General features: G+C 72.8%; 21 protein-coding genes, 1 pseudogene and 1 riboswitch. Of the genes and pseudogenes, 10 read left to right on the top strand and 12 right to left on the bottom strand.

The annotated features are described in order from the left end of the window. Window positions 1–5: 5 nt before the first annotated feature. Window positions 6–2,722 (bottom strand): annotated as a pseudogene (locus NEH16_RS23545) (N-acetylmuramoyl-L-alanine amidase). A 192-nt stretch (window positions 2,723–2,914) separates the two neighbouring features. Between NEH16_RS23545 and NEH16_RS23550 the strand changes: the two are divergent. Both NEH16_RS23550 and NEH16_RS23555 read left to right on the top strand, forming a co-directional pair. After that, on the top strand, window positions 2,915–4,300 hold the full coding sequence (locus tag NEH16_RS23550; protein ID WP_265544788.1) for a class II 3-deoxy-7-phosphoheptulonate synthase: 1,386 nt from the start codon (window positions 2,915–2,917) through the stop codon (window positions 4,298–4,300). 169 nt (window positions 4,301–4,469) lie between these two features. Continuing rightward, on the top strand, window positions 4,470–4,712 hold the full coding sequence (locus NEH16_RS23555; RefSeq protein WP_265544789.1) for a (2Fe-2S)-binding protein: 243 nt from the start codon (window positions 4,470–4,472) through the stop codon (window positions 4,710–4,712). 6 nt (window positions 4,713–4,718) lie between these two features. Here the strand turns inward: NEH16_RS23555 and bfr are convergent, their stop codons facing one another. Continuing rightward, window positions 4,719–5,198, bottom strand: a complete 480-nt coding sequence (bfr, locus tag NEH16_RS23560; RefSeq protein WP_073968164.1) for a bacterioferritin — start codon at window positions 5,196–5,198, stop codon at window positions 4,719–4,721. A gap of 153 nt (window positions 5,199–5,351) precedes the next feature. Between bfr and NEH16_RS23565 the strand changes: the two genes are divergently transcribed. Beyond that, window positions 5,352–5,984: a sulfite oxidase-like oxidoreductase gene (locus tag NEH16_RS23565; protein WP_265544792.1), complete on the top strand. Its 633-nt coding sequence runs from the start codon at window positions 5,352–5,354 to the stop codon at window positions 5,982–5,984. Between the two features lie 22 nt (window positions 5,985–6,006). On the opposite strand, the gene NEH16_RS23570 is transcribed toward NEH16_RS23565, so the two are convergent. The 5 genes from NEH16_RS23570 to thiO form a co-directional block, all read right to left on the bottom strand. Beyond that, the gene (locus tag NEH16_RS23570) at window positions 6,007–6,864 is read right to left on the bottom strand and encodes a deoxyribonuclease IV (protein WP_073968166.1); all 858 of its coding nucleotides are present in this window, start codon (window positions 6,862–6,864) and stop codon (window positions 6,007–6,009) included. Window positions 6,865–6,872: 8 nt separating this feature from the next. Next, on the bottom strand, window positions 6,873–8,813 hold the full coding sequence (gene pknB, locus NEH16_RS23575; protein ID WP_265547351.1) for a Stk1 family PASTA domain-containing Ser/Thr kinase: 1,941 nt from the start codon (window positions 8,811–8,813) through the stop codon (window positions 6,873–6,875). Window positions 8,814–8,901: 88 nt separating this feature from the next. Beyond that, on the bottom strand, window positions 8,902–9,696 hold the full coding sequence (locus NEH16_RS23580; protein WP_265544794.1) for a thiazole synthase: 795 nt from the start codon (window positions 9,694–9,696) through the stop codon (window positions 8,902–8,904). Window positions 9,697–9,698: 2 nt separating this feature from the next. Next, on the bottom strand, window positions 9,699–9,917 hold the full coding sequence (gene thiS / locus NEH16_RS23585) for a sulfur carrier protein ThiS (protein WP_265544796.1): 219 nt from the start codon (window positions 9,915–9,917) through the stop codon (window positions 9,699–9,701). After that, entirely contained in the window at window positions 9,914–11,089 is a 1,176-nt protein-coding gene (thiO, locus tag NEH16_RS23590) for a glycine oxidase ThiO (protein ID WP_265544797.1), read from the bottom strand. Before thiO ends, thiS begins: the two co-directional genes overlap by 4 nt. Further along, a riboswitch (TPP riboswitch) is annotated at window positions 11,087–11,199 on the bottom strand. Its footprint overlaps the gene before it by 3 nt. Window positions 11,200–11,295: 96 nt before the next feature. Here thiO and NEH16_RS23595 point away from each other — a divergent pair. From NEH16_RS23595 to NEH16_RS23615, 5 genes are all read left to right on the top strand, one after another. Beyond that, window positions 11,296–12,528, top strand: a complete 1,233-nt coding sequence (locus NEH16_RS23595; protein ID WP_265544799.1) for an NAD(P)/FAD-dependent oxidoreductase — start codon at window positions 11,296–11,298, stop codon at window positions 12,526–12,528. Between the two features lie 78 nt (window positions 12,529–12,606). After that, a complete protein-coding gene (locus NEH16_RS23600) occupies window positions 12,607–12,972 on the top strand; it encodes an Rv2175c family DNA-binding protein (RefSeq protein WP_073968171.1) in 366 nt (121 codons plus the stop codon). Between the two features lie 94 nt (window positions 12,973–13,066). Next, window positions 13,067–13,720, top strand: coding sequence for a thiamine phosphate synthase (thiE, locus tag NEH16_RS23605; RefSeq protein ID WP_265544802.1), 654 nt, complete (start codon window positions 13,067–13,069; stop codon window positions 13,718–13,720). 139 nt (window positions 13,721–13,859) lie between these two features. Next, window positions 13,860–14,777 carry a methylenetetrahydrofolate reductase [NAD(P)H] gene (metF, locus tag NEH16_RS23610; RefSeq protein WP_073968173.1) on the top strand — a complete coding sequence of 306 codons (918 nt, stop codon included), beginning with the start codon at window positions 13,860–13,862 and terminating at the stop codon, window positions 14,775–14,777. 50 nt (window positions 14,778–14,827) lie between these two features. Continuing rightward, window positions 14,828–15,691: a hypothetical protein gene (locus NEH16_RS23615; RefSeq protein ID WP_265544804.1), complete on the top strand. Its 864-nt coding sequence runs from the start codon at window positions 14,828–14,830 to the stop codon at window positions 15,689–15,691. Window positions 15,692–15,704: 13 nt separating this feature from the next. Here the strand turns inward: NEH16_RS23615 and NEH16_RS23620 are convergent, their stop codons facing one another. The 5 genes from NEH16_RS23620 to NEH16_RS23640 form a co-directional block, all read right to left on the bottom strand. After that, the gene (locus NEH16_RS23620; protein WP_265544806.1) at window positions 15,705–17,213 is read right to left on the bottom strand and encodes a phytoene desaturase family protein; all 1,509 of its coding nucleotides are present in this window, start codon (window positions 17,211–17,213) and stop codon (window positions 15,705–15,707) included. Between the two features lie 38 nt (window positions 17,214–17,251). Next, window positions 17,252–17,878, bottom strand: coding sequence for a DUF4126 domain-containing protein (locus NEH16_RS23625; RefSeq protein WP_265544808.1), 627 nt, complete (start codon window positions 17,876–17,878; stop codon window positions 17,252–17,254). A gap of 344 nt (window positions 17,879–18,222) precedes the next feature. Further along, window positions 18,223–18,834, bottom strand: coding sequence for a TetR/AcrR family transcriptional regulator (locus NEH16_RS23630; protein WP_073968177.1), 612 nt, complete (start codon window positions 18,832–18,834; stop codon window positions 18,223–18,225). Window positions 18,835–18,863: 29 nt separating this feature from the next. Beyond that, window positions 18,864–20,951, bottom strand: coding sequence for a YhgE/Pip domain-containing protein (locus tag NEH16_RS23635; RefSeq protein ID WP_265544809.1), 2,088 nt, complete (start codon window positions 20,949–20,951; stop codon window positions 18,864–18,866). After that, window positions 20,923–21,687, bottom strand: a complete 765-nt coding sequence (locus NEH16_RS23640; protein WP_265544811.1) for an ATP-binding cassette domain-containing protein — start codon at window positions 21,685–21,687, stop codon at window positions 20,923–20,925. Before NEH16_RS23640 ends, NEH16_RS23635 begins: the two co-directional genes overlap by 29 nt. Window positions 21,688–21,853: 166 nt before the next feature. Here NEH16_RS23640 and NEH16_RS23645 point away from each other — a divergent pair, with 166 nt between their 5' ends. Both NEH16_RS23645 and NEH16_RS23650 read left to right on the top strand, forming a co-directional pair. Further along, window positions 21,854–22,381 (top strand): SAV_6107 family HEPN domain-containing protein, encoded by a 528-nt coding sequence (locus NEH16_RS23645; protein WP_073968180.1) that lies wholly within the window; start codon window positions 21,854–21,856, stop codon window positions 22,379–22,381. A gap of 97 nt (window positions 22,382–22,478) precedes the next feature. After that, entirely contained in the window at window positions 22,479–23,237 is a 759-nt protein-coding gene (locus NEH16_RS23650; RefSeq protein ID WP_265544812.1) for a class I SAM-dependent methyltransferase, read from the top strand. Window positions 23,238–23,418: the final 181 nt, after the last annotated feature.

Here is a 23,418-nt window from a genome sequence, read left to right on the forward strand (position 1 = left end):
GTCGGCTAGAACAGGGTGTCGTAGATCTGCCAGCCGTCCCCGACCTGCGACTTCGTCGCGAACGGGGCCGTCACCTTGCCGGTGGAGTGGTAGAACCAGAAATCTCCGGCCGAGTCCACGCCGACCAGGTCGCCCCGGCCGTCACGGTCCAGGTCGCTCGGGCCGAGCAGCAGCTTGTACTTGCCCCAGCCGGTACCGATCTTGACCCGCTTGTCGTACGGGGCGGAGGCCGAGCCGGTGCCCGTGTAGATCCACAGGGTCCCGGACTTGTCCCGGGCCACGAAGTCGGCCTTGCCGTCGCCGTTGAGGTCGCCGGTGGAGACGATCTGGTCGTAGATCTGCCAGCCGTACCCGATCTTCACCTTGGGGGCGAAGGGCTTCTCCGGGGTGCCGGTGCCCTTGTAGAAGTAGATGTCCCCGGCGGCGTTGCGGGCGATCATGTCGGCCTTGCCGTCCGCGTCCAGGTCGCGCATGCCGTTGAGGCTGCTGTACTGGTTCCAGCCGCTGCCGACCTTGAGCCGGGCCATGTACGGCTTGTCCGGGTTGCCGCTGCCCCGGTAGTACCAGAGGACGCCGTCCTTGTCCCGGGCCACGAAGTCGCCCGTACCGTCCGCGCGCAGCGCGGTCATGGCGGTCATCACGGTGTAGCCGCCCCAGCCGTAGCCCGCCTGGTAGCGGCGGTAGTACGGGGAGGAGGCGCTACCGGTGCCCTGGTACTGCCAGATCCGGCCGGCGCTGTCGCGGCCGATCATGTTGTAGCGGTCGGTGGCGGAGACCGGCGCGACGCTCGTGGAGGTCTGGACGTCGCTCGCCTTCACCCACGCCTGGCGGTGGTTGTAGTTGATCGGCAGATAGGACGTGGAACCGATGACGTCCGTCTGGGCCGAGCCGAACCAGTCGTCGCCCTTCGCCTCGGCACCGGCCAGCGTGTACCCCTGGCCCGAAGGCAGCGTGTACTTGGTCAGGTAGTCCGGGTTGTCCGTCGGCGCCTCCAGGCCCGCGGCCTCATAGGCGGCGGTCTCCGGGTAGGCCCGCCCGTAGATCCGGACGGTCACCCCGGCCTTGGCCTTCACCACGCGCGGGGCCGCGGCGAGCGGCACGGTGTACTGGCCGCCCGGGTTGTAGAACCACGCCTTCTTGCCGCCGTACCAGATCGCCGTCCAGTCGGCCTTGGCCTCGGCGACGACATAGGTGTCGCCGGCGCGGACCTTGTTCGACCAGTTGGAGCCCTCGCTCCACAGCGCCGAGAAGTACGGATCGCTGAGCGTGGTCGCGCTGGTGGACGCCGAGGTGTACAGGTAGCCGAAGTTCGCCGGCTGCGTGGTGACCGCCTTGGAGCCGGAGGTCAGCTTCGGCTGGTTGGCCGTGGTGAACGGCGGCACCACGCGCACCAGCTGCCCCGCCTTGACCGGGCCGCCGGCGCCGCTCGCGCCCGTCGGGGCGCCCATCAGGCCCATGAAGTGGTTCCAGTCCCAGAACGGGCCCGGGTCCCAGTGGGCCCCGCGAACTTGTCGTTCAGAGCGACGGGCACCGCGTCGTGGCCGATGATGTGCTCACGGTCGATCGGGACGCCGTACTTGTCCGCCAGGAACTTCACCAGGGCCGAGGAGGACTCGTACTGCGGCTCCGTGTACCACTTGCCCTCCTTGATCGCGTAGCCCTCGTGCTCCACGCCGATCGAGTGCATGTTCAGGGTCCAGTTGCCCGCGTGCCACGCCAGGTCCTTGTTCTCGACCATCTGCGTGACCAGGCCGTCCGACGCGCGGATCAGGTAGTTAGCGCTGGCGGCCGCACTCGGGCTGGTGAGCGTGGCGAGCGAGCTCGCGTAGTCGCCCTCGGTGTCGTGGATCACGATCTGCCGGATGTCGACGCCCTTGTCGGGGCGCACGGCGGGCGTGTAGGCGCGCTGGCCCGTGCTCGACGTCTTGGCCTGCACGAAGTTGCAGTTCAGACCGGACGGGCACTCCGGGGTGGGGGTCGCGGCCGTGCTCGCGAAGGACGCGGCCAGCGGCACCTTCGCCGGCTTGACCGGCTGGACCGACGGGTCGGCGGGCAGCGAGACCTGCTGGCCGTCCTGGGTGACCGCGCTCTCGCCCGTACGGATCGAGTCGAAGACGCGCTTCGCGAAGAGGTCGGCCCCCTTCTTGTCCGGCGACTGGCTGAACCGCGCCACCGCCGGATACCACTGCGCGGCGTCGTCCGACAGGGAGCCCTTGGCGTCGCGCTGGTACTCGGCGAGGAGGGCCGCGCCCGCGCGGATGCTGTCCTCGGTGTCGTCGCGTACCGAAGCCGTGTCCGTGTCGATCAGCCCGGCGGCCTCGTCCAGCGTGTGCAGCCGGGGGTCGGTGGTGTCGACCGTCTTCTTCGGCAGGTCGCGCAGCGCCTTCGCGGCGTCGAAGGTCTTCTCGATCTCCGGCCGGCCGGACATGTTCATGTGCGCCAGACGCTCCGCGTCCGTCGGCTGCTCCACGTCCCCGGCCGCCACGCTGGTGAGCCCCATGACGTTGTACGCACCCGTCGTGCTCGGCTCCCCGTCGTGGCTCTCCCACCGCGTCTGCCGGTACGAGACCGCCATCAGCACGCTCTGCGGTACGTCGAACTCACGGGCCGCGTCCTCGAACTGGGCCTGGAGCACGGCGGACGGCGAGGCGGCCTTGGCGGTCCCCGGGTCCGGGTCCTGCGCGGCCATGGCCAGGGTGCCGATCGTCGCGGTCGCGACCACGGCGGCACCCGCCCCGATCAGCAGCCGTCTCTTCTTGAGGTCCTTACGGTGATTCCGCTTCAAGTCCCCACCCTCGATGTCCACTTGTCCAACGTTGTGCAACGCTGAAAGTCGCGAGGTTAGCAGGCCGCTCGGACACCCCCGGCACCGGCCGTGGCGAGACGTCCGTCTCAGTGACTGGGCAACCGGGAAATGGAGCGGTCGCGACCCCGTAATGTGGACGCCGTGACCGTGAACGCCAATACCTCCGTCGCCGGTGGCAACACCTGGCGAGACCTTCCCGCGGCGCAGCAGCCCGAGTACCCCGACTCCGAGGCCCTGCGCGATGTACTCGCGGACCTCGCGTCGTATCCGCCGCTCGTCTTCGCGGGCGAGTGCGACCAGCTGCGTGCCCGTATGGGAGCCGTCGCCAAGGGCGAGGCGTTCCTGTTGCAGGGCGGAGACTGCGCCGAGGCCTTCGACGCCGTGTCGGCCGAGCACATCCGCGCCAAGCTGAAGACGCTGCTCCAGATGAGCGCCGTCCTCACCTACGCGGCCTCCGTGCCCGTCGTCAAGGTCGGCCGGATCGCCGGCCAGTACTCCAAGCCGCGCTCCAAGCCGACCGAGACCCGCGACGGCGTGACCCTGCCGACCTACCGCGGCGACTCCGTCAACGGCTTCGCCTTCACCGAGGCCGACCGCGTCCCCGACCCCGAGCGCCTGAAGCGGATGTACCACGCGTCCGCCTCCACGCTGAACCTCGTGCGCGCCTTCACCACCGGCGGCTACGCCGACCTGCGCCAGGTCCACGCCTGGAACCAGGACTTCGTGAAGTCGTCCCCGTCCGGCCAGCGCTACGAGGCCCTGGCCCGCGAGATCGACAACGCGCTGAACTTCATGAAGGCGTGCGGGACCGACCCCGCCGAGTTCAAGGCCGTCGAGTTCTACGCCTCGCACGAGGCCCTGCTCCTCGACTACGAGACCGCGCTGACCCGCACCGACTCGCGCACCGGCCACCTGTACGACACCTCGGGCCACATGGTGTGGATCGGTGAGCGCACCCGCCAGATGGACGGCGCGCACATCGAGTTCGCCTCCAAGGTGCGCAACCCGATCGGGATCAAGCTCGGCCCGACGACCACCGTCGACGAGGCCCTGGGCTACATCGAGCGCCTCGACCCCGAGCGCGAGCCCGGCCGGCTGACGTTCATCGTCCGCATGGGCGCCGACAAGGTCCGGGACAAGCTGCCCGAGCTGGTCGAGAAGGTCACCGCCTCCGGCGCCACCGTCGCCTGGGTGACCGACCCGATGCACGGCAACACCTTCGAGGCGGCCTCCGGCCACAAGACGCGTCGCTTCGACGACGTCCTGGACGAGGTCAAGGGCTTCTTCGAGGTGCACAAGGGCCTCGGCACGCACCCCGGCGGCATCCACGTCGAGCTGACCGGCGACGACGTCACCGAGTGCGTCGGCGGCGGCCACGAGATCTTCGTGGACGACCTCCACCAGCGCTACGAGACGGCCTGCGACCCCCGGCTCAACCGCAGCCAGTCGCTCGACCTGGCCTTCCTCGTCGCCGAGATGTACCGCGACCAGTAAGGGCCGCGGCAGGCGGCACCGTACGACTGTGGGGCACGGATCGATGTGATCCGTGCCCCACGGGCATTCCCGGGCTTTTGCCGCCCGCGCGCGGCGGGTAAGGTTAGGTTAGCCTCACCGATCATCGGGGCGGCGCCCACGACCCGTCCCCGCCCGGGAGGTGAACCGCATGTACGTCTGCTCGTGCTTCGGCGTTACGGAGCAGCAGGTCAGGGATCATGCGGCGGCCGGGGCGTGCACGCCCCGCCAGATCGCCTCCGCCTCCAAGGCAGGCACGGACTGCGGCGGCTGTGTCCGCACCATCCAGGCGATGCTCGGCCGGGGTGCCTGCCCGCGCCGCGAGCTCCTGGAGCGGAAGCAGACGCCCGCCACCGCCACCGCTCCGGTGGAGGGGCTTCCCGAGGCCGCCTGAGCGCGGTCAGCTCTCCGGCTGCTCGATCAGCTGCGCGATGTACAGCGGCTCGCCCAGCTTCTCGACGAGATCGAGCTGGGTGTCGAGATAGTCGATGTGGTGCTCCTCGTCCGCGAGGATCGACTCGAAGATGTTCGCCGACGTGATGTCGCCCTTGCCGCGCATCAGCTCGATCCCGCGCTTGAGGCGGTCGATCGCCTCGACCTCGATCTGCCGGTCCGCCTGGAACATCTCGGTGACCGTCTGGCCGACCCGTACGTGGAACAGCCGCTGGTAGTTCGGCAGACCGTCGAGGAAGAGAATGCGGTCGGTCAGGATCTCCGCGTGCTTCATCTCGTCGAAGGACTCGGCGCGCGTGTATTTCGCCAGCTTGGTCCAGCCGAAGTTGTCCTGCATCTTCGCGTGCAGGAAGTACTGGTTGATGGCAGTCAATTCGGCGGTCAGCTGTTCATTCAGGAACTCGATGACCTCGGGGTCGCCCTGCATCGCAGAGGCTCCTTCCAACGGTGAACCGGGCACGTTGGCGGCATCCTCGCACCGGACCCGGTGACCGTCCAGTAAGTGCATGCTTAGTACGAGTTGCCCGAATGGGCTCCGCCCTGGTCACGACCACCCCCGCCTGTCTGTCACCATGGAGACATGGGTCAGCCGGAAAGCCGGGAACACCGCGCGTCAGAGCAGTCCGAGCTTCCGCCGGGCCAGCGGTTGCAGCGTGGGTGGCCGGTCACCCACTACGGGCCCGTCCCCAAGTTCAAACCGGAACGCTGGGAATTCCGCGTCTTCGGCGCGACCGCCGACGGTGAGAAGCACTGCTGGAACCACGAGGAATTCTCGGCCCTGCCGTTCTCCTCGGTCGTCGCCGATCTCCACTGCGTCACCAAATTCAGCATGCTGGGCGCCGAGTGGGGCGGTGTGCTCGCCCGCGACGTGGTCGCCCTCGCGCCGCCCGCCCCCCAGGTCACGCATGTGATGGTCTGGGCCGAATACGGCTTCAGCTCCAACCTCAGGCTGGACGACTTCCTCTCCGACCGGACCCTGTTCGCCACCCACAAGGGCGGCGAACTGCTCACCGCCGAACACGGCTTCCCGCTCCGGCTCGTCGTCCCCCACCTGTACGCCTGGAAAGGGCCCAAGTGGGTCCGGGGCATCGAGTACATGACCGCCGACCGCCGCGGCTTCTGGGAGGAGCGCGGCTACCACAACATCGGCGACCCCTGGAAGGAACAGCGCTACTCCTACCAGGAGGAGCCCGGGGACGGCCCCGAACTCTGAACCGGGCTCCGACCGGCCCGCGTCACCCGCCGTCGCGCAGCGCCTGGAGCCGGGCCACGTCCGCCGCGTGGCCCTCCTTGCCGCCCGGTGTCTCGATGACCAGCGGCACGCCCTCGGTGGCCGGGTGCGCGAACAGCTCGCGGAACGGCTCCTCGCCGATGTGGCCCGAGCCGATGTTCTCGTGCCGGTCCTTGTGGGCGCCGGAGACGTCCTTGGAGTCATTGGCGTGGATGAGCTTCAGCCGGCCCTCGCCGACCGTCCCCACCAGCAGGTCCAGCGTCTCCTTCATCCCGCCCGGCCCGGCCAGGTCGTGCCCCGCCGCGAAGATGTGGCAGGTGTCCAGGCAGACCCCGAGCTTCGGATGGGCGTCCAGCGCCTCGAAGTACGGGCCGAAGTCCCAGGTCCGTGAGCAGAGCGAGGAGCCCTGCCCGGCGGTGGACTCCAGCAGCAGGAACGGGTCGTCGTCGTGCGTCAGCTCGTCCAGCAGCGGCCGCATGTGCGTCCGTACCTGGGCCAGCGCCTCCTCGCGGGGCCGCCCGCCGGTGGCCGACCCCGTGTGCACCACGACGCCCAGCGCCCCGATCTCCCGGGCCCGGCGCAGCGAGTGGCGCAGCGACTCCACGGACCGCTCCACCGTCGCCGGGGTGTGCGAGCCGAAGTTGATCAGATACGGGGCGTGCACGTACGCCGGTACGGACTCGGCGGCGCACTGGGCGCGGAACAGCTCGTCCTGCGCCGGGTTGCCGGCCGGGGTGGCCCAGCCGCGCGGGTTGGCGACGAAGACCTGGACGGCCTCGGCGCCCATCTCGCGGGCATAGGGGAGGCCGACCTTGGCGAGGCCGCCGGCCACCGGTACATGGCCGCCGACTGGGTTGCGCATACGGATCTCTACAGTCCCTTGGTCTTGATGGTGATGGTGCTGCCCTCGGGGGCCCGGTCGCCGCCGTCCACGGACTGGCCTGCGACCTTGTCGCTGAAGGAGAGGAACCCGTGGTCGACGTCGACCTCGAAGCCCGCCGCCTCCAGCTCGTCCCGGGCGTCGTCCACGTTCTTGCCGACCACGTCCGGCACGTCGATCATGCGCGGCCCGGCGGAGACCGTCAGCGTCACGGTGTCGCCCTCGGCGGCCTCGGCGCCCTCCTTCGGTGACTGGGCGGCGACATCGCCCTCGTCCTCCGGCGAGTGCACCCGGCCGGGCTTCACCTTCACCTTCAGGCCCTCGTCGGCCAGCGTGTCGGTGGCGTCGTCGACGGAGAGCCCGGTGACGTCCGGGACGTCGACGGGGCTGCCCTTGGAGACGACGATCGCGACCGCCGAGTCCGGGTGGCGCTCGGTGCCCGCCCCGGGGTCCGTACGCACCACCTCGCCGGCCGCCACGTCGTCGTCGAACTCCTTGGTGACCATGCCCGGGCGCAGGCCCGCCTTGGTCAGCCGCTGCTTGGCTTCGGCGAGCCGGTCGCCCGCGACATCGGGCACCCGGACGATCTCGGGGCCGCGCGAGACGACGAGCGAGACCGAGCCGTTGCCCCTGATCCGCGCGCCGGACCGGGGATCGCTGCTGATCACCTTGCCCCGGTCGACGGTGTCGCTGAAGGCCCGCTTCACGCCCTTCAGCTCCAGGCCCGCGTCGGAGAGCCGCTTCTCGGCCGCCTTCTCGGTCTGGCCCAGCAGCGAGGGGACCTTCGTGAACTGCCCGGAGTTGATGTACCAGACGCCGCCGCCGACGCCCAGGACGACGAGCACCGCCAGGACCGCCGCGATCAGCCCGCGCCGGGGGCCGGCGAACGGCCCCCTCCGGCGCGGCGGCAGCGGGCGCCGCGGGGGCGCGGGCGGGGGCATCTCCAGCCGGCTGGTGTGGTGGGCGGTGCCCAGGTCCCTCGGCAGCACCCGGGGGATCACCGTCGTCCGCGCGTCGGACCCCTCCGTCCCGCCGTCCGGGCCGGGCTCCGGCCGGGCCTGCGGCGGTACGGCGTCGAGCTGCGCGTCCGTGAGGGCGGCGCGCGCCCGGCGGGCCACGGCGAGCAGCGCCACCGCGTCGAACGGGCGGGCCTCCGGGTCCCGGGCGGTCGCGCCCCCCACCAGCGCGTCCAGCTCGGGCGCCAGACCGGGGACGGCGGCGGACGGGGCCGGCACGTCCTCGTGCAGATGCTGGTAGATGACCTGGGCGGGGGACTCCCCGTCACGCGGCTTGGCGCCGGTCAGCATCTCGTACAGCACGACCCCGCAGGCGTACACGTCGGCGCGGGTGTCCGCCGTGCCGTGCTCGATCTGCTCCGGGGCCAGGTACGAGACGGTGCCGAGGATCGTCCCGGTGGTGTTCGTCACCGCGTCCACGGACCGGACCAGGCCGAAGTCGGCGACCTTGACCCGGCCGTCGTCCCCGATCAGCACGTTCTCCGGCTTCATGTCGCGGTGCACGAAGCCCGCGCGGTGCGCCGCGCCGAGGGCGGCGAGGACCGATTCCAGGATGTCCAGCGCGGCCCGCGGCCGGAGCGCCCCGCGCTCGCTCAGCACATCGCGCAGCGTGCACCCGGCGACGTACTCCATGGCCAGGTAGACGTACTGACCCTGGGCGCCCTGGTCGAAGACCCCGACCACGTTGGGGTGGGCGAGGTGCGCCACCGACTTGGCCTCGCGGATGAAGCGCTCGACGAACGAGGCGTCGGTCGCCAGCGCCGGGTGCATCACCTTGAGCGCGAGCACCCGGTCGAGCCGCATGTCCATGGCCCGGTAGACCGTGGCCATGCCGCCCACGGCGATGCGGGCATCGACGCGGTAGCGGCCGTCGAGCAGCTGCCCGACGAGGGGGTCCTGGAGGGTCGTATCCACCATGCGAGTCTACGAGCCGCCGCGGACAGGCCCGCCGCGGCGGAGCGAACCCGGCGCAGTACTGAAGCCGAGCCGTGACAGGCGCGTGTCAGAAAGCCGGCCGCTCCGGATCGAGCACCGCCCGCCCGGCCGTAGGCGAGGACGCCTCCGCGAAGTGGCGGCGCGGGATGCGCCCGGCCCGGTGCGCGAGCCGCCCGCCCTCCACCGCGTGCCGCATCGCGGCGGCCATCAGCTCCGGCTCCTGGGCCCGGGTCACCGCTGAGGCGAGCATCACAGCCGAGCAGCCCAGCTCCATCGCGAGCGCCGCGTCCGACGCGGTCCCGGCTCCGGCGTCCAGGATCACCGGAACCCCGGCCTGCTCGGTGATCAGCTGGAAGTTGTGCGGGTTGCGGATGCCCAGGCCCGAGCCGATGGGGGAGCCGAGCGGCATGACCGCCGCGCACCCCACGTCCTCCAGCTTCCGCGCCAGGACCGGGTCGTCGTTGGTGTACGGCAGCACCGTGAAGCCGTCGTCCACCAGGATCTCGGCGGCGTCCAGCAGCTCGACCGGGTCGGGCAGCAGCGTCCGCTCGTCCGCCACCACCTCCAGCTTCACCCAGTCCGTGCCCAGCGCCTCCCGGGCCAGCCGGGCGGTGAGCACGGCCTCCCCGGCGGTGTAGCAGCCGGCGGTGTTCGGCAGCACCCGGATGGACAGCTTCCGCAGCACGGAGAGCACCGAACCCTGCACGGTCGGGTCGAGGCGGCGCATCGCGACCGTGGTCAGCTCGGTGCCGGACGCGATCAGCGACCGCTCCAGCACGTCCAGGCTGGGCGCCCCGCCGGTGCCCATGATCAGCCGCGAGGTGAAGTCGGTGCCGCCGAGGGTGAACAGGTCGTCGGACATCGTCAGCCTCCCTGGACCGCGGTCAGGACCTCGACCCGGTCGCCGTCGGCGAGCGCGGCGGCGGGCCACTGGCCGCGCGGCACCACGGTCTCGTTGAGTGCGGCGGCCACCCCCGCCGTCGCGTCGGTCAGCGTCGCGACGAGGGCGTCCAGGGTGGTGCCCGGCGCGACGGTGGCCGGGGCGCCGTTCACGGACACGGTGAGCGGGGTGGGGTCGGTCATGCGGGCTGCTCCTGGGGTGCGGGGACCGGGGCGAACCGGCCGGGGGAGAAGGGGCGGGCCGCCTCGGGCAGCTCGCCGTCGGCCAGCAGCGACGCCATGGCGTCCCCGGTGACGGGGGTGAGCAGCACACCGTTGCGGCCGTGGCCGGTGGCGAGGTGGAGGCCGGGCAGCGCGGTGCGGCCGAGCAGCGGGGCGTTGTCGGGGGAGGCGGGGCGCAGCCCGGCGCGGGTCTCGGTGAGCGGCAGCTCGGTGATGCCGGGCACCAGCTCGTGGGCGTCGCGCAGCAGCTCGTAGACCCCGCCCGCCGTGACGGTGGTGTCCCAGCCCATCTCCTCGGTGGTGGCGCCGATGACCAGCTCACCGTTCTCGCGCGGTACGAGATAGACGTGGCTGCCCCGGACCACCGCGCGCACGGTGCGCGAGAGGAAGGGGGCGTACGCCGGGGGCACGGTGAGGCGCAGCACCTGGCCCTTGACCGGGCGCACCGGCGGCAGGACGTGGGCGGGGACCCCGGCGAGCCGGCCGCTGAGACTGCCCGCGGCGAGTACCACCTGGTCGGCGGCCACCTCCGTACCGTCGTCGAGCACGGCACCCACGGCCCGGTCCGCGACCACGGAGAGGCGGTCGGCCCGGCGGCGGTGGAAGACCACTCCGGCCCGTTCGCAGGCGGTGAGCAGCGCGGCGGCGAGGCGGCGCGGGTCGACCTGGTGGTCGCCGTCCACCCGCAGGCCGCCGCGCACGCCCGGGGCGAGCATCGGTTCCAGGCGGCGGCACTCGCGCCCGGTCAGCCACTCCGACTCCAGGCCCGAGCGGCGTTGCAGCTCGTGGAGCTCGCGCAGATGGGCGCGGTCGTCGGCGTCGAGCGCGACGGCCAGGGTGCCGCAGGCGCGGAAGCCGATGTCCTGCCCGCTCGCCTCCTCCAGCTCGGCCGTGAACGCCGGATAGCGCCGGGCGGAGGCGAGGTTGAGCCCGAGCAGCGTCTCCTCGCCGTAGTGCAGCTCGGTGACGGCGGCCAGCATCCCGGCCGCGACCCGGGCCGCTCCGCCGCCCGGCTCGGGGTCGGCGAGCGCGACGGCCAGGCCGCGCCGCGCGGCCCGCCAGGCGGTCACCAGACCGATGATGCCGCCCCCGATGACGAGGACGTCGGACCCTTCGGTGGGATGGGTGCGCATGGGTGTCCAGCCCCTCCCTTCGCCGGCATGACCCGGATCAGGTTCGTACGGTCGGAGGCCGCCCAGCCTCCCTCTCAGCCCGGTGCGCCCGGGCTCCCGCGTGTCTTACGGTGGCCACCCTAAACCCCGTCCGGCGGACCGGGTAGGGAGGGCCGGGGGAGGGGGCGCCCTTTCCTGATGGCTCGTCAGCTACGTAAGGTGGACAGGTGAGCGAGCAGCAGCGGGCAGAGCGGACGGAACGCCGGGTCGTCGTCGCGGGCGCGGGCATGGCGGGTGTGCAGACCGCCGTTGCCCTGCGGGAACAGGGCTTCACCGGCCCCGTCACGCTGATCGGCGCCGAACCCCACCAGCCCTACGACCGGCCCCCGCTGTCCAAGGCGGTGCTGCTGGGCAAGGCCGAGGAGTCCGCCTTCGACATCGACTTCGAGGGGCTGGACATCACCCTGCGCCTGGGCTGCGAGGTCACCGGCGTCCGCGCCGGCGCCCACGAACTCGACACCTCCGACGGCCCGGTCCGCTACGACGTCCTGGTCCTCGCCACCGGCGCCGAACCCGTCGCCCTGCCCGGCTCCGAAGGCGTTCCCGGCGTCCACCTGCTGCGCACCCTCGACGACGCGGCCCGGCTGCGCCCCGTCCTGGAGGCCGGGCACCCCGTCGTGGTCGTCGGCGCCGGCTGGATCGGCGCCGAGTTCGCCACCGCCGCCCGCGCCGCCGACTGCGAGGTCACCGTCGTGGAGGCCGCCGACCGCCCGCTGGCCGGCGCCCTGCCCGCCGAGGTCGCCGCCCCGATGGCCGCCTGGTACGAGGAGAGCGGCGCCCGGCTCCTCACCGGCACCCGGGTCGCCCGCGTCGAACCCGGCACGGTGGTCCTCGCCGACGGGCGCACCCTGCCGGCGGGCGCGGTCGTCGTCGGCATCGGCGCCCACCCCGCCACCGGCTGGCTCGCCGGCTCCGGCATCGCGCTCGGGCCCGAGGGCTCGGTGACCGCCGACGCGGCGCTGCGCACCTCGCTGCCCGATGTGTACGCGGTCGGCGACTGCGCCTCCTTCCCCTCGGCCCGCTACCGCACCCGCCTGGTCGTGCACCACTGGGACAACGCGCTCCAGGGGCCCAGGACCGCCGCCGCCCACATCGCGGCGGAGGGCGCCGACATCCCGCCGTACGACCCCGTGCCCTACTTCTGGTCCGAGCAGTTCGGCCGGTTCGTGCAGTACGCCGGACACCACGCGGACGCCGACACCCTGCTGTGGCGCGGCGACCCGGCCGATCCCGGCTGGTCGGTGTGCTGGCTGCGCGCAGGCGTCCTGGTCGCGGTGCTCGCGGTGAGCCGCCCGCGCGACCTGGCCCAGGGGCGCCGGCTCATCGAGGCGGGGAGCCGGCTCGACGCGGACCGGGCCGGGGACCCCGCCGTGCCGCTGAAGTCGGCGGTCCTGCCGTAGAGGGTGTCGCGGAAGGCCCGGGCCCTGAAGGGCGGAGTCCGGGTTTCGGCTGTCAGTCCGGGATGGCAGGCTTGTCCCGTGACCGAGATTGACGCAAAGATCGATGCTCTCGTCCCTGCCTGGCTCCACCTGCCCGACATCGCGGAAATGCTCGATGTCGAGGTGACGCGTGTGCGGCAGCTGGTCAAGGAGGGCCAGCTCATCGCCGTACGCCGTGGGGAGAACCGGGCACTTCAGGTGCCCGCCGCCTTCATCGACGGCAACAAGGTGGTCAAGGGCCTCTCCGGGACCCTGACGCTCCTGAAGGACGACGGCTTCTCCGACGAGGAGATGCTCGAATGGCTCTTCACCCCCGACCCGACCCTGCCCGGCACCCCCGCGCAGGCATTGAGTGAGAATCGCGGCACGGAGGTGAAGCGCCGCGCCCAGGCGCTCGCCGTCTGAACCGCCCGGGTAAGCGGGCCGCACCGCGCGAGCGGGCGGCCCGCTTCCCCACGCCGCACCACCGATCCACCGTCACCGTCCCGGGGGAACCGCCATGTCCACGCCTCGCGCCCAGCTGTCCGACGCCCGGCTCTACCTGTGCACGGACGCCCGCAGGCGCCAGGGAGACCTGCCCGACTTCCTCGACGCGGTCCTCGCCGGCGGGGTGGACATCGTCCAGCTCCGCGACAAGGGCATGGAGGCCGGTGAGGAGCTGGACCACCTCGCCGTCTTCGCGGACGCCTGCAAGCGGCACGGCAAGCTCCTCGCCGTCAACGACCGGGCGGACGTGGCCCACGCCATCGGCTCCGACGTGCTGCACCTGGGCCAGGGCGACCTGCCGGTGCCGGCGGCCCGCGCGATCATCGGCGCCGAGCCGGTCATCGGCCGCTCCACGCACGCCGAGGCCGAGGTCGACGCCGCCGTCACCGAGCCCGGCGTGGACTACTTCTGCACCGGCCCCTGCTGGCCCACCCCCACCAAGCCCGGCCGCCACGCGCCCGGCCTGGACCTCGTCCGCTACGCCGCCTCGCTCGCCCCGGCCCGCCCCTGGTTCGCCATCGGGGGCATCGACGCGGACAACCTCGACCAGGTGCTGGACGCCGGGGCCCGGCGGGTCGTGGTCGTACGGGCCGTTACGGAGGCGTCCGACCCGGGTGCCGCCGCCGCTGAGCTGGCACGACGGGTCCGCGAGCGCGCCGGGGCCTGACGGGGGCGGGTGCGCCAGGAGCGGCCGCGCGGGACCGGTCTGGGACGCATCTGTCCGAAGGATGGACAAGAATCAGTCAATTCCGGCAAATGTCTCCGGTTCGGTTGGGGGCCCGCCCCGCCCTGGTTAACCTGCCCGTATGGCCCTTGGCACACCTTCCACCAGGACAGATCACGCGCGCACCGTGCGTGAGATGCTCGCGACCGGCGCGACCTCGTACTCGTTCGAGTTCTGGGCGCCCAAGACCGAGAAGGGCGAGCGCAACCTGTGGAACGCGCTGCGCCGGGTCGAGGCCGTCGCGCCGAGCTTCGTCTCGGTGACGTACGGAGCCGGCGGATCCACCCGCTCCGGCACGGTGAAGGCCACCCAGGACATCGCCGCCGAGTCCACGCTCACCCCGGTCGCGCACCTCACGGCCGTCGACCACTCGGTCGCCGAACTGCGCAACATGGTCGGCCAGTTCGCGGACGTCGGCATCCGGAACATCCTCGCCCTGCGCGGCGACCCGCCGGGCGACCCGATGGGCCCCTGGGTCGAGCACCCGCAGGGCGTGAAGTACGCGGCGGACCTGGTCCGGCTGATCAAGGAGGCCGGTGACTTCTGCGTGGGCGTCGCGGCGTTCCCCGAGCGGCACCCGCGCTCCGAGGACTGGGACACCGACATCCGGCACTTCGTGGACAAGTGCCGCGCGGGCGCCGACTACGCGATCACCCAGATGTTCTTCGACCCCGAGGCATATCTCCGGATGCGTGACCGGGTGGTCGCGGCAGGTTGCGACACCCCGATCATCCCCGAGGTCATGCCGGTCACCAACGTCCGGCAACTGGAGCGGTTCTCCCAGCTCAGCGACGCGAAGCTGCCCGACGACCTGAAAGAGCGCATCCTCGCCGCCAAGGACGACCCCGCCGCTGTACGCTCCATTGGCATCGACTTCGCAACGCGGTTCAGCGCGAAGCTGCTCTCCGAGGGCGTGCCCGGACTGCACTTCATCACGCTGAACAACTCGACTGCGACGCTCGAGATCTACGAGAATCTCGGACTGCACAAGCAGTCGTGACCGGCCGTACCCGCCACCATCCGGGGCGGTGGCCGTAGAAGGGGGCGGGCATGGGCTGGACGGTCCTCTACATCGCGTTCGGTGTCGTCGCGCTGTGGCTGCTCGGCGAGGTGCTGCTGCAGTACAAGGCGCGGCTGCGCTGGCGCCTCCTCGCCTTCACCGGCTTCCTCGGCGTGGTGATCGGCGTCCTGCTGCCGTCCGTGCCCGTCATCGCCCTCGGCGCGGTCGCCTTCGCCACCGGCCAGACCTACGTCACGCTCTCGTTCCGCAAGGGCTTCTCCACCGGCTGGGCGATCGGGGGCAAGCCCGGTGAGAGCCGCCGTCGGCGCGGCGCCGCCGGACGCAAGCCCACCCTGGAGGTCTCGGACCTGGAGGTGGAGTACGAGGGCGGCGCCCCCGAGGCCCCGGCCGCCCCGCCGTCCGCCCCTGCCCCCGCCGCCGTCTACGCGACCGAACCGATGGACGAGGACACCGGCCAGTACGGCGTCTACACCGACCCTGCACCGCCCCGCCCGGCCCACGAGCCGCAGACCGCGCAGAGCCACGAGGCATACGACCCCTACGGCTATCCGGTCCAGCAGCCCCAGGCCCAGGACACCTATGCCGGGGCCGGGCAGTACGACTACGGCACCGATCAGCAGAGCTACGCCGCCTACTCCGACCCGTACATCGGCACCACGGCGAGCACCCCGCAGTACGGCACGTACGAGGGCTACGGGAACTACGACGGCTACGGCGGCCAGCAGTACGCCGACCCGTACGCGCAGGGCGACGGCTACGGCTCGGAGACCCCGCCGGGCGGTGTCTGGGTGCCGCAGCAGCGCGAGGGCGACCAGCACCCGCAGCAGGCCGCCCAGCCGGCCCCGTACCCGAACGGCTACGACACCGGCTACGACGAGCAGTACCGCTACTGAGGCGCCCCCGGGCTCACTGGGAGCCGCGGAAGCCGTCCCCCTCCACCACGGTCCCCGCGACCAGCGCCCCGGACATGCCCGCGTGCGCGAGTCCGCCGCCCGGATGCGACCAGCCGCCGGCCAGCAACAGGCCCGGCAGCCGGGTCCGGTTGGCCGGGTGCAGGAACGCGCCCCCGGCACCGCCCAGCGCCGGCGGCGGCACCGCACCGCCCTCGGCGCCCGTGTCCGCGGCGGTCTCGGCGGGCGTCCGCACCCGGGTCCGCAGCACCCGCTCCCGCAGCCCCGGCACCGCCGTGCCCGCCGCCTCGGTCAGCGTCTCGGCGAACCGGGCCCGCAGGCCCTCGTCCGTCCAGTCCACCGGGCCGTGCGGGGCCACGGTCGCCACCAGCGTCACCGCCTCGTGCTCCGCGTCGGGGCGGGTCGAGGGGTCGTCGGGGCGCAGCACGGTCACCGTCGGGTGCGCGGCGATCCGGCCGCCGAACACCGCCTCGCGCTCGGCCGCCCCGTCCGCCGGGTGCACCACGGTCCGGTGCACGGCGTCCGCGGGCCGCCCGCCGCGCAGCGACAGCATCACCACGAAGCGGCCTGCCCCCGCCCCGTCCGCACGCACCGTCACATCCCCGTCCGCCCACAGCTCCTGACCCGGCACCAGGCCGGGCCACGGCCGGGCCCCGAGCACCACATGGGCGGCCTCCGCGACCGTCCCGTCCGCCAGCTCCACGCCCGCAGCGCGGCCGTCCTTCTCCACGACCCGGGCCACCTCGGCGCCGAAGACGAACTCCACCTTCCGGGCCAGGCACCGCTCGTACACGGCCCGGGCCAGCGCCCGCATGCCGCCGCTCACGTACCAGGTGCCGAACGTCTCCTCCATGTACGGCAGGAGGGCCGCGCCCGCCGGGGCGTGCGAGGGGTCGAGGCCGTACGCGAGGGCGTATCCGTCGAGGAGGGCCGCGAGCCGGGGGTCCGCCAGCTCCCACGCGCCGATCTCCGCCACCGTCCCGGCCCGCCGCGCCGGGCGCAGCAGCCGCCGGCGCTCCTCGGCCGGATACGGGTCACGGCCCAGCACCTGCCAGTCGGGGCGCAGGGGCTCCTCCAGGAGCGGCCGCCGCGAGCGGTCCCAGGCGTCCCTGGCCCGGTCGAGGAAGGCCCCCCACGTCGCGCCGGCGCCACCGCCGAGCGCGGTGTCCAGGGCGGCGACGGTCCCGGCGCGCGAGGCGTTCGGCAGGGAGACCGAGGTGCCGTCCGCGAAGAGGTGCCGGCTCGCCGGGTCCACCTGGGTCAGCTGGACGCACCGCTCCAGCGGCTCCTTGCCGGTCTTCACGAACAGGTCGCGGTAGACCGCGGGGAGATGAAGCAGACCCGGCCCGGTGTCGAACGCGAAGCCCTCCTCCGCGTACTGCCCGAGCGAGCCGCCGTACGTCTGCGCGCGCTCGTACACCGTCACCCGGTGCCCTGCCACGGCCAGCCGGGCCGCCGCCGCCATCGCGCCCATCCCGGCGCCGATCACCGCAATTCGTGCCATGCAGGCGACCTTAACGGCCGCCGCCGAAAGACCGGCCGTCAGCCCCAGGGAGGGTTGGCCGAGGGGAGGACGGCCTGCCCCCGGCGCCTCTCCGCACGGCGCTCCGCCCGGCGGCGCCAGAACCGGCGGATGCGGGAGGCCAGGAAGATCACGATCGCGAGGCCCGCGACGAGGAACGTCCCGGCGAGGGTGGCGGCGATCCACGGATGGAAGATCGCGAAGGTGACGACCCCCGCGACCCCCAGGTCCTCGACGGCGCTCAGCGCGATGTTGCTGAACGGCTCGGGTGAGGTGTTGACCGCCATCCGCGTCCCGGCCTTCACCAGATGGCTCACCAGGGCGGTCGAGCCCCCGATGGCACCGGCCGCGATCTCCGGGAGCGAACCGCTCTCGCCGGCCAGCAGCGCCGCGACCACCGCGCCCGCCACCGGCCTGACGACCGTGTGCACCGCGTCCCACGCGGTATCGACATAGGGGACCTTGTCCGCGACCGCCTCGAAGAGGAAGAGGACCGCGACGACGACGAGCACGTCGGTGCGCTGCAACGAGGCGGGCACCTCGTCGCTGACACCGGTCGCGCCGAATATGCCGAGCAGGAGGACCACCGCGTACGCGTTGATCCCGCTCGCCCAGCCGCTTGTGAACACCAGAGGGAGTACCGACACGCAGGCGATCGTAGCCAGCGGGTCTGGCCCCCGGGCAGGGCGCGGAGACCCGGCTCTGAGTACCCGTACTCAGAGCGCGGGATGAGTAGCCGCACGGATGGGCCGTGACCTGCCGGAACGGCAGAGTGGTGGCCACGGAAGGGGCGCCGTCCCGCCACCGCCGGCACGGGGCGGCGGGGCGGGGCGGCGGCTCCCTTCCGAACGGGGGTGCGCGGCGGAGGACTTCGGGACCACGGGGGACACGGGGTCACGGGGGATGGTCCTCCGGCAGCACGGAAGGCGCCGGTCGGGCGGGCTCGGGGGACGGGCCACGCGCGACCGGCGCCTTCGTGCGTACGGGGTGCTCAGTGCCCGCTGACGCGGCCGCGCAGCAGCAGGGACAGCGCCGAGTGCACATCGTCGATCGAGCGCTCCGGCTGGAACGCCTGCCAGTCGAGCGCCGCCACCAGCACCATCCCGACGAGCGCCGCCGCCGTCAGCGGCACATCGATCTCCTCGCTCAGCTCGCCGTTGGTCACGCCCTCCGCGATGACGCCCTCCACCACGGCGACCGCCTCGCGGCGCACCACCAGCAGGGTGGACTGCCAGGCGCGGTTGGTGCGCCAGAGCTCGGCCACGTACAGCTGGGTGAAGGCCGGGTAGCGGTCGATGAAGACCAGACCGGCCCGGATCATGGCGTCCAGCGCCTCGACCCGGCTGCCGCCGCGGGCGCCGGTCTCCTCGGCCGCCGCGCGCAGCGAGGAGGTGAGCAGGCCGACGCCGTGGCGCAGCAGCTCCTCGAAAAGCTCGGTCTTGCTCTTGAAGTTGTAGTAGACCGTGCCCTTGGCGACCCCGGCCCGGTCGGCGATCTCGTCCACCGTGGTCGCCGAGAAGCCCTTCTCGGCGATGAGGGTGACGGCTGCTTCGTAGAGCCTCTGCCGGGTGGCCTGGCGGCGCGCGCTGCTACTGCTTTCCATGGACCTGATTCTCACAGGTCCCGGCACGGTCACAGGCTCAGCTCCGGATGCAGCCGCTCCAGTGTCCACATCTGCTTGCGGCGGGCCGACAGGGCGGTCAGCGCGAGCGCCCCGGCGGTGAAGGCCACCAGCACCGCGCAGCCCTGCCAGACCGGGCCGAGCCCGCCGCCCGTGATGAGCCGGCGCAGCCCCTCCACGACGTAGCTCATCGGCAGGTACGGGTGGATCGCGTTGAAGAAACCGGGACTCGTCTGTACGGGGTAGGTGCCGCCCGCCGAGGTCAGCTGGAGCATCAGCAGCGCGAGGACGAGGATGCGCCCGGCCGCGCCGAAGCAGGCGTTCAGCCACTGCACGATCGCCGCGAAGCAGCAGGTGACCAGCGCCAGGAAGCCGAGCGTCCCGGCGGGGTGCGCCATGTCCAGGCCGGGGCCCCAGTGCAGGACGGCCATCAGCGCGGCCGTCTGGAGCAGCCCGATCCCGGCCACCGGCAGCCAGCCCGCGAGGGCGATCCGCCGGGCCGGCGCCCCGGCGGCCAGGGCGCGCCCGCTGAGCGGCTTGATCAGCATGTACGCCACCATGGCGCCGACCCAGAGGGACAGCGGGATGAAGTAGGGCGCGAAGCCGGTGCCGTAGTTCGGGGCGGAGTGCAGCGACTGCGAGGCCAGGCGTACCGGGTCGGCCATGACCTCCGTACGGGCGTCGCGGTCCTTCTTCCCGTAGTCGGGGATCTTGCCGACGCCGTCGCCGAGCCCCTGGGCGAGCGTGGTGGACCCGTCCTTCAGGCGGACCAGGCCCTTGTCGAGGCTGTCGGCGCCCTTCTTGAGCTTGCCGACGCCCGCGTCCAGGTCGGACGAGCCGGTCTTCGCCGTGCCGAGCCCGGTGTGCAGCCGGTCCGCGCCGGTGGCGACCTTGTGCGCGCCGGAGTTCAGCGCGTTGATCTTCTTGACCGCGGCTTCCAGGTCCTCGTCCAGGTGCGGGGAGCGCGCGGCGAGGCTCTTCGCCTGCTTCTCCAGTGTGGTCAGTTGGGTGCGCAGCTTCTTCAGGTCCCCGTTCTGGTTCTTGACCAGGGTGTTCACGTCGTCGGCCACGGCGGCGACGTCGGCCGCCGCGGTCACGGCCCGCTTCAGCGGCGGGCAGACGGTGGGGTCGGGGGCCGGCTGCTCCTCGCAGCGGGTGCGGTGGATCTCGGTGAGGTCGTCGGCGGCGGTGTGCGCGGCGGTGGCGGCGGTGGGCGCCGCCTTGACGAGCAGGTCCAGGTTGTCCCGTACGGTCTTCGAGGAGTCGGCGACCAGCCGGGCGGTGTCGCCGATGGCCTTGCCGTTGTCCTTCAGGAACGGGCGTACGTTGGCGGCGACCCCGTTGACCTTGTCGGCGAGGAGCTGGGTGCCGTCGGCGACCTGGCGCGAACCGGTCTCCAGATCGCCCGCGCCCTTGTCGAGCTTCACGATCCCGCCGGACAGCTTGCCGCTGCCCTTCTTGGCGTCCTTCAGCCCGTCCGCGAGGTCCTTCGAGCCCTTCTTCGCCTTGCCGATCCCGTCCTTGAGATCGGACGCGCCCTTCGCCGCCTTCGCCGTCCGGTCGTGCAGATCGGAGAAGCTGATGAAGATCCGGTCCAGGAACCCGCGCGAGGCGTTGGCCGACGCGGCCGTGCGGACCTCGGAGAACACCGTCCGCGATATCTGCCCGACGATGTAGTTGTTCGCGTCGTTGGTACGCACCTGGAGCGCGCCGGTCTCGGGGGAGTCACCGGCGCTGGAGGCGATGCGCGCGCTGAAGTCGGCGGGCATGCGCAGCGAGAGGTAGTAGGTGCCGTTCTCGACGCCCCGGTCCGCCTCCTCGGCGCTCACCTCGTGCCAGTCGAAGGTCTTCGAGTCGAGGAGCTTGCCGGTGATCTGGTCGCCCGCCGCGAGGCGCTTGCCGTCGGCGGTGGCGCCCTTGTCGTCGTTGACCAGGGCGACCGGGATGCGGTCCAGCCTGCCGTACGGGTCCCAGAAGGACCACAGGTACAGGGCGCCGTAGAGCAGGGGGAGCAGCAGGAGCGCGGCGAGGGCGGCGCGCGGCAGCCGGCCCCTTCCGAAGCGCCTCAGCTCAAGCGCGGCCAGTCTCGGCGAACGCATCGGCCGGTTCCTCCTCGTGCGTGGTGGCGTGGGTTTCGGGGGCGGTGCCCGTGCGTACGGTGACGGCGTCCTCGGGGGCCTCGCTGCAGACGGCGAGGACGGTGGTGCCGTCGGCGGCCACGGAGCGCAGCAGCTCCCAGACCTCGGCCCGCTCGTCGTCGGACAGCTTGAGATCGGTGTCGTCCACCGCGAGCAGCCGGGGCCGGCCCATCAGCGCGAGGGCCACGGACAGCCGCAGCGCCTCGGTCCGCTCCAGGTCCCGTACGGCGGTGCGCTCGGCCTTGGGCAGCGTGGCGAGGTCGAGCCCGGCGGCTTCCAGGGCGGCGTCGATCCGGGCGCGGGCGGCGGCGGCCCGGTCCCGGGGGCGGCGCAGCAGGGCGCGCGGGGAGCCGTCGTAGCGGCGCAGGAGCAGGGCCCGCTCGCGCAGGTGCTCGGCGACCGTGAACGCCGGGTCCAGCTCGCTGACCCCGGGCACCGGGCCCAGGGCCGCGAGGCGGCGGACGGCGGCGGCCCGGCGCGGCAGGGCCAGACCTGCGGTCGTGGCCTCGCCCTCGGTGGGACGCATACGGCCGGTGAGGGCGAGCAGAAGGCAGGTGCGGCCGGAGCCGGACGGGCCCTCGACGGCGATCAGGGCGCCGGGCTCCGCGCGGAAGCCCACGCCCCGGAAGGCCCAGCCGCGCGGCCCTTCCAGGCCCAGGTCCTCGGCGGTGACGGCCGCCCCGTGCGGACTCTCCACGCACCCCACCCCTCATTTGAACTGACTGGTCAGTTCAAAACGTAGCCCGAACTCGCGATCGAAGCAAAAGCCCAGGTCAGGGCAGTGCGGAGGTTAATTGTCAGTGGGGGCGGTCACGATGGATACAGACGGCCACAGAGTCGTCACCGAGACAGGAGGTTCTGTCATGGCCCACTCGTCCGCAGCCGCCGCTCCGCGACGCCGCGCAGACGGCCCTGCTCCCTCACCGACCGGCCCGGCCCGCGATGTCCACCCCGTCGTCCGGCGCACCACCGCACCGCCCGCCGCCCTCGATCTCCTCACCCAGGCCCGTGCCGGCCTGGACGAGGCAGCTGTCCTCTCCGTGCCCAACGAGCGGTACGCCACCGCACACCTCGCCGCCCTGCGCACCGCGGCCGCCGTCCTCGCCGCCCGGGCCCGGCCCGAGCCCCCGCGCCGACGCCGGGAGCCGATCCGCAGCGCCTGGGAGATCCTTCCGGAGCTGGCGCCCGAACTCGCCGAGTGGAGCGCCCTCTTCGCCTCCGGCGCCGCTCGGCGGGCCCGCGCCGAGGCGGGCATACCGGGAGCGGCCAACCGGCGTCAGGCCGACGACCTGCTGCGCGACGCCGCCATGTTCCTGCGCCTCGTGGAACGGCTGCTCGCGCTCCAGCCGGTGCTCCCGCAGCCGCGCGGGGAGCGGCCCGACGCGGGGTGACCGCGTGGGCGGCGCCAGGCAATAGGGTGGGCGGTACCTGTTACCTGCGCTGTTCACGCTCCGCCCCCGTGCGGCCCGTGCCGAGGAGTCAACTGCCGTGTCGGACCCGCTGCGCCCCCGTGCCTCCCTCCGTACCGCCGTGGTCTGGGAGGTCCTGAAGGACGCCCTCGACCGCCGGGTCAAGGCGACCGGCCGGGACGCCCTGGACGTGCTGGACACCGGCGGCGGCACGGGCAACTTCGCGGTGCCCGCCGCCCGGCTCGGCCACCGGGTCACCGTCGTCGACCCCAGCCCCAACGCGCTCTTCGCGCTGGAGCGCCGCGCCGCCGAGGCCGGGGTCGCCGACCGGGTGCACGGCGTGCAGGGCGATATCCTCGGCCTGTTCGACGTGGTCGAGCGCGGGGGCTACGACGCGGTGCTCTGCCACGGCGTCCTGGAGTACGTGGACGACCCCGCCGAGGGTGTCCGGCACGCGGTGGAGGCCCTCCGTCCGGCCGGGGCGCTGAGCCTGCTCGCCGCCGGTCTCGGCGGTGCCGTCCTGGCCCGCGCGCTGGCCGGCCACTTCAACGAGGCGCGGCACGCGCTGGGCGACCCGGAGGGCCGGTGGGGCGACGGGGACCCGATGCCCCGGCGGTACACCGCGGAGCAGCTGACCGAGCTGGTCACGGCCGCCGACGTCGAGGTGGGCGCCGTGCACGGGGTGCGGGTCTTCGCCGACCTTGTCCCCGGGGTCCTGGTGGACACCGAGCCGGGCGCGATGGAGGCCCTGCTCCGGCTGGAGGCCGCCGCCGCCGAACTGCCCGCGTTCCACTCCGTGGCCACCCAGCTGCACGTCCTGGGCACCAAGCGGGGCTGAACCCCCGGGGGTTACCGGCGAGAGCGCGGCTGATCAGCGACGCAGCGGCAGACGGAGTACGCACCGACCGCCCCGTTCGGCGCTCCGGCCCCGTATGATCGGGGGACACCATCCGGCATGACGGATCGGAGGTTGGGGAATCAACTCAGCAGCTGAGCCGTCGTGGCGGCCCGGACTGGCT

Origin of the sequence: Streptomyces drozdowiczii, assembly GCF_026167665.1 — a bacterium.
GTDB lineage: Bacteria > Actinomycetota > Actinomycetes > Streptomycetales > Streptomycetaceae > Streptomyces > Streptomyces drozdowiczii_A.

What these genes read in the sequence shown, in the direction of transcription:
- NEH16_RS23550 (WP_265544788.1), top strand. Translation starts at nt 2,915, where the DNA reads ATGGAGCGGTCGCGACCCCGTAATGTGGACGCCGTGACCGTGAACGCC.
- NEH16_RS23555 (WP_265544789.1), top strand. Translation starts at nt 4,470, where the DNA reads ATGTACGTCTGCTCGTGCTTCGGCGTTACGGAGCAGCAGGTCAGGGAT.
- bfr (WP_073968164.1), bottom strand. Translation starts at nt 5,198, where the DNA reads ATGCAGGGCGACCCCGAGGTCATCGAGTTCCTGAATGAACAGCTGACC.
- NEH16_RS23565 (WP_265544792.1), top strand. Translation starts at nt 5,352, where the DNA reads ATGGGTCAGCCGGAAAGCCGGGAACACCGCGCGTCAGAGCAGTCCGAG.
- NEH16_RS23570 (WP_073968166.1), bottom strand. Translation starts at nt 6,864, where the DNA reads ATGCGCAACCCAGTCGGCGGCCATGTACCGGTGGCCGGCGGCCTCGCC.
- NEH16_RS23580 (WP_265544794.1), bottom strand. Translation starts at nt 9,696, where the DNA reads ATGTCCGACGACCTGTTCACCCTCGGCGGCACCGACTTCACCTCGCGG.
- thiS (WP_265544796.1), bottom strand. Translation starts at nt 9,917, where the DNA reads ATGACCGACCCCACCCCGCTCACCGTGTCCGTGAACGGCGCCCCGGCC.
- thiO (WP_265544797.1), bottom strand. Translation starts at nt 11,089, where the DNA reads ATGCGCACCCATCCCACCGAAGGGTCCGACGTCCTCGTCATCGGGGGC.
- thiE (WP_265544802.1), top strand. Translation starts at nt 13,067, where the DNA reads ATGTCCACGCCTCGCGCCCAGCTGTCCGACGCCCGGCTCTACCTGTGC.
- metF (WP_073968173.1), top strand. Translation starts at nt 13,860, where the DNA reads ATGGCCCTTGGCACACCTTCCACCAGGACAGATCACGCGCGCACCGTG.
- NEH16_RS23615 (WP_265544804.1), top strand. Translation starts at nt 14,828, where the DNA reads ATGGGCTGGACGGTCCTCTACATCGCGTTCGGTGTCGTCGCGCTGTGG.
- NEH16_RS23620 (WP_265544806.1), bottom strand. Translation starts at nt 17,213, where the DNA reads ATGGCACGAATTGCGGTGATCGGCGCCGGGATGGGCGCGATGGCGGCG.
- NEH16_RS23630 (WP_073968177.1), bottom strand. Translation starts at nt 18,834, where the DNA reads ATGGAAAGCAGTAGCAGCGCGCGCCGCCAGGCCACCCGGCAGAGGCTC.
- NEH16_RS23635 (WP_265544809.1), bottom strand. Translation starts at nt 20,951, where the DNA reads ATGCGTTCGCCGAGACTGGCCGCGCTTGAGCTGAGGCGCTTCGGAAGG.
- NEH16_RS23645 (WP_073968180.1), top strand. Translation starts at nt 21,854, where the DNA reads ATGGCCCACTCGTCCGCAGCCGCCGCTCCGCGACGCCGCGCAGACGGC.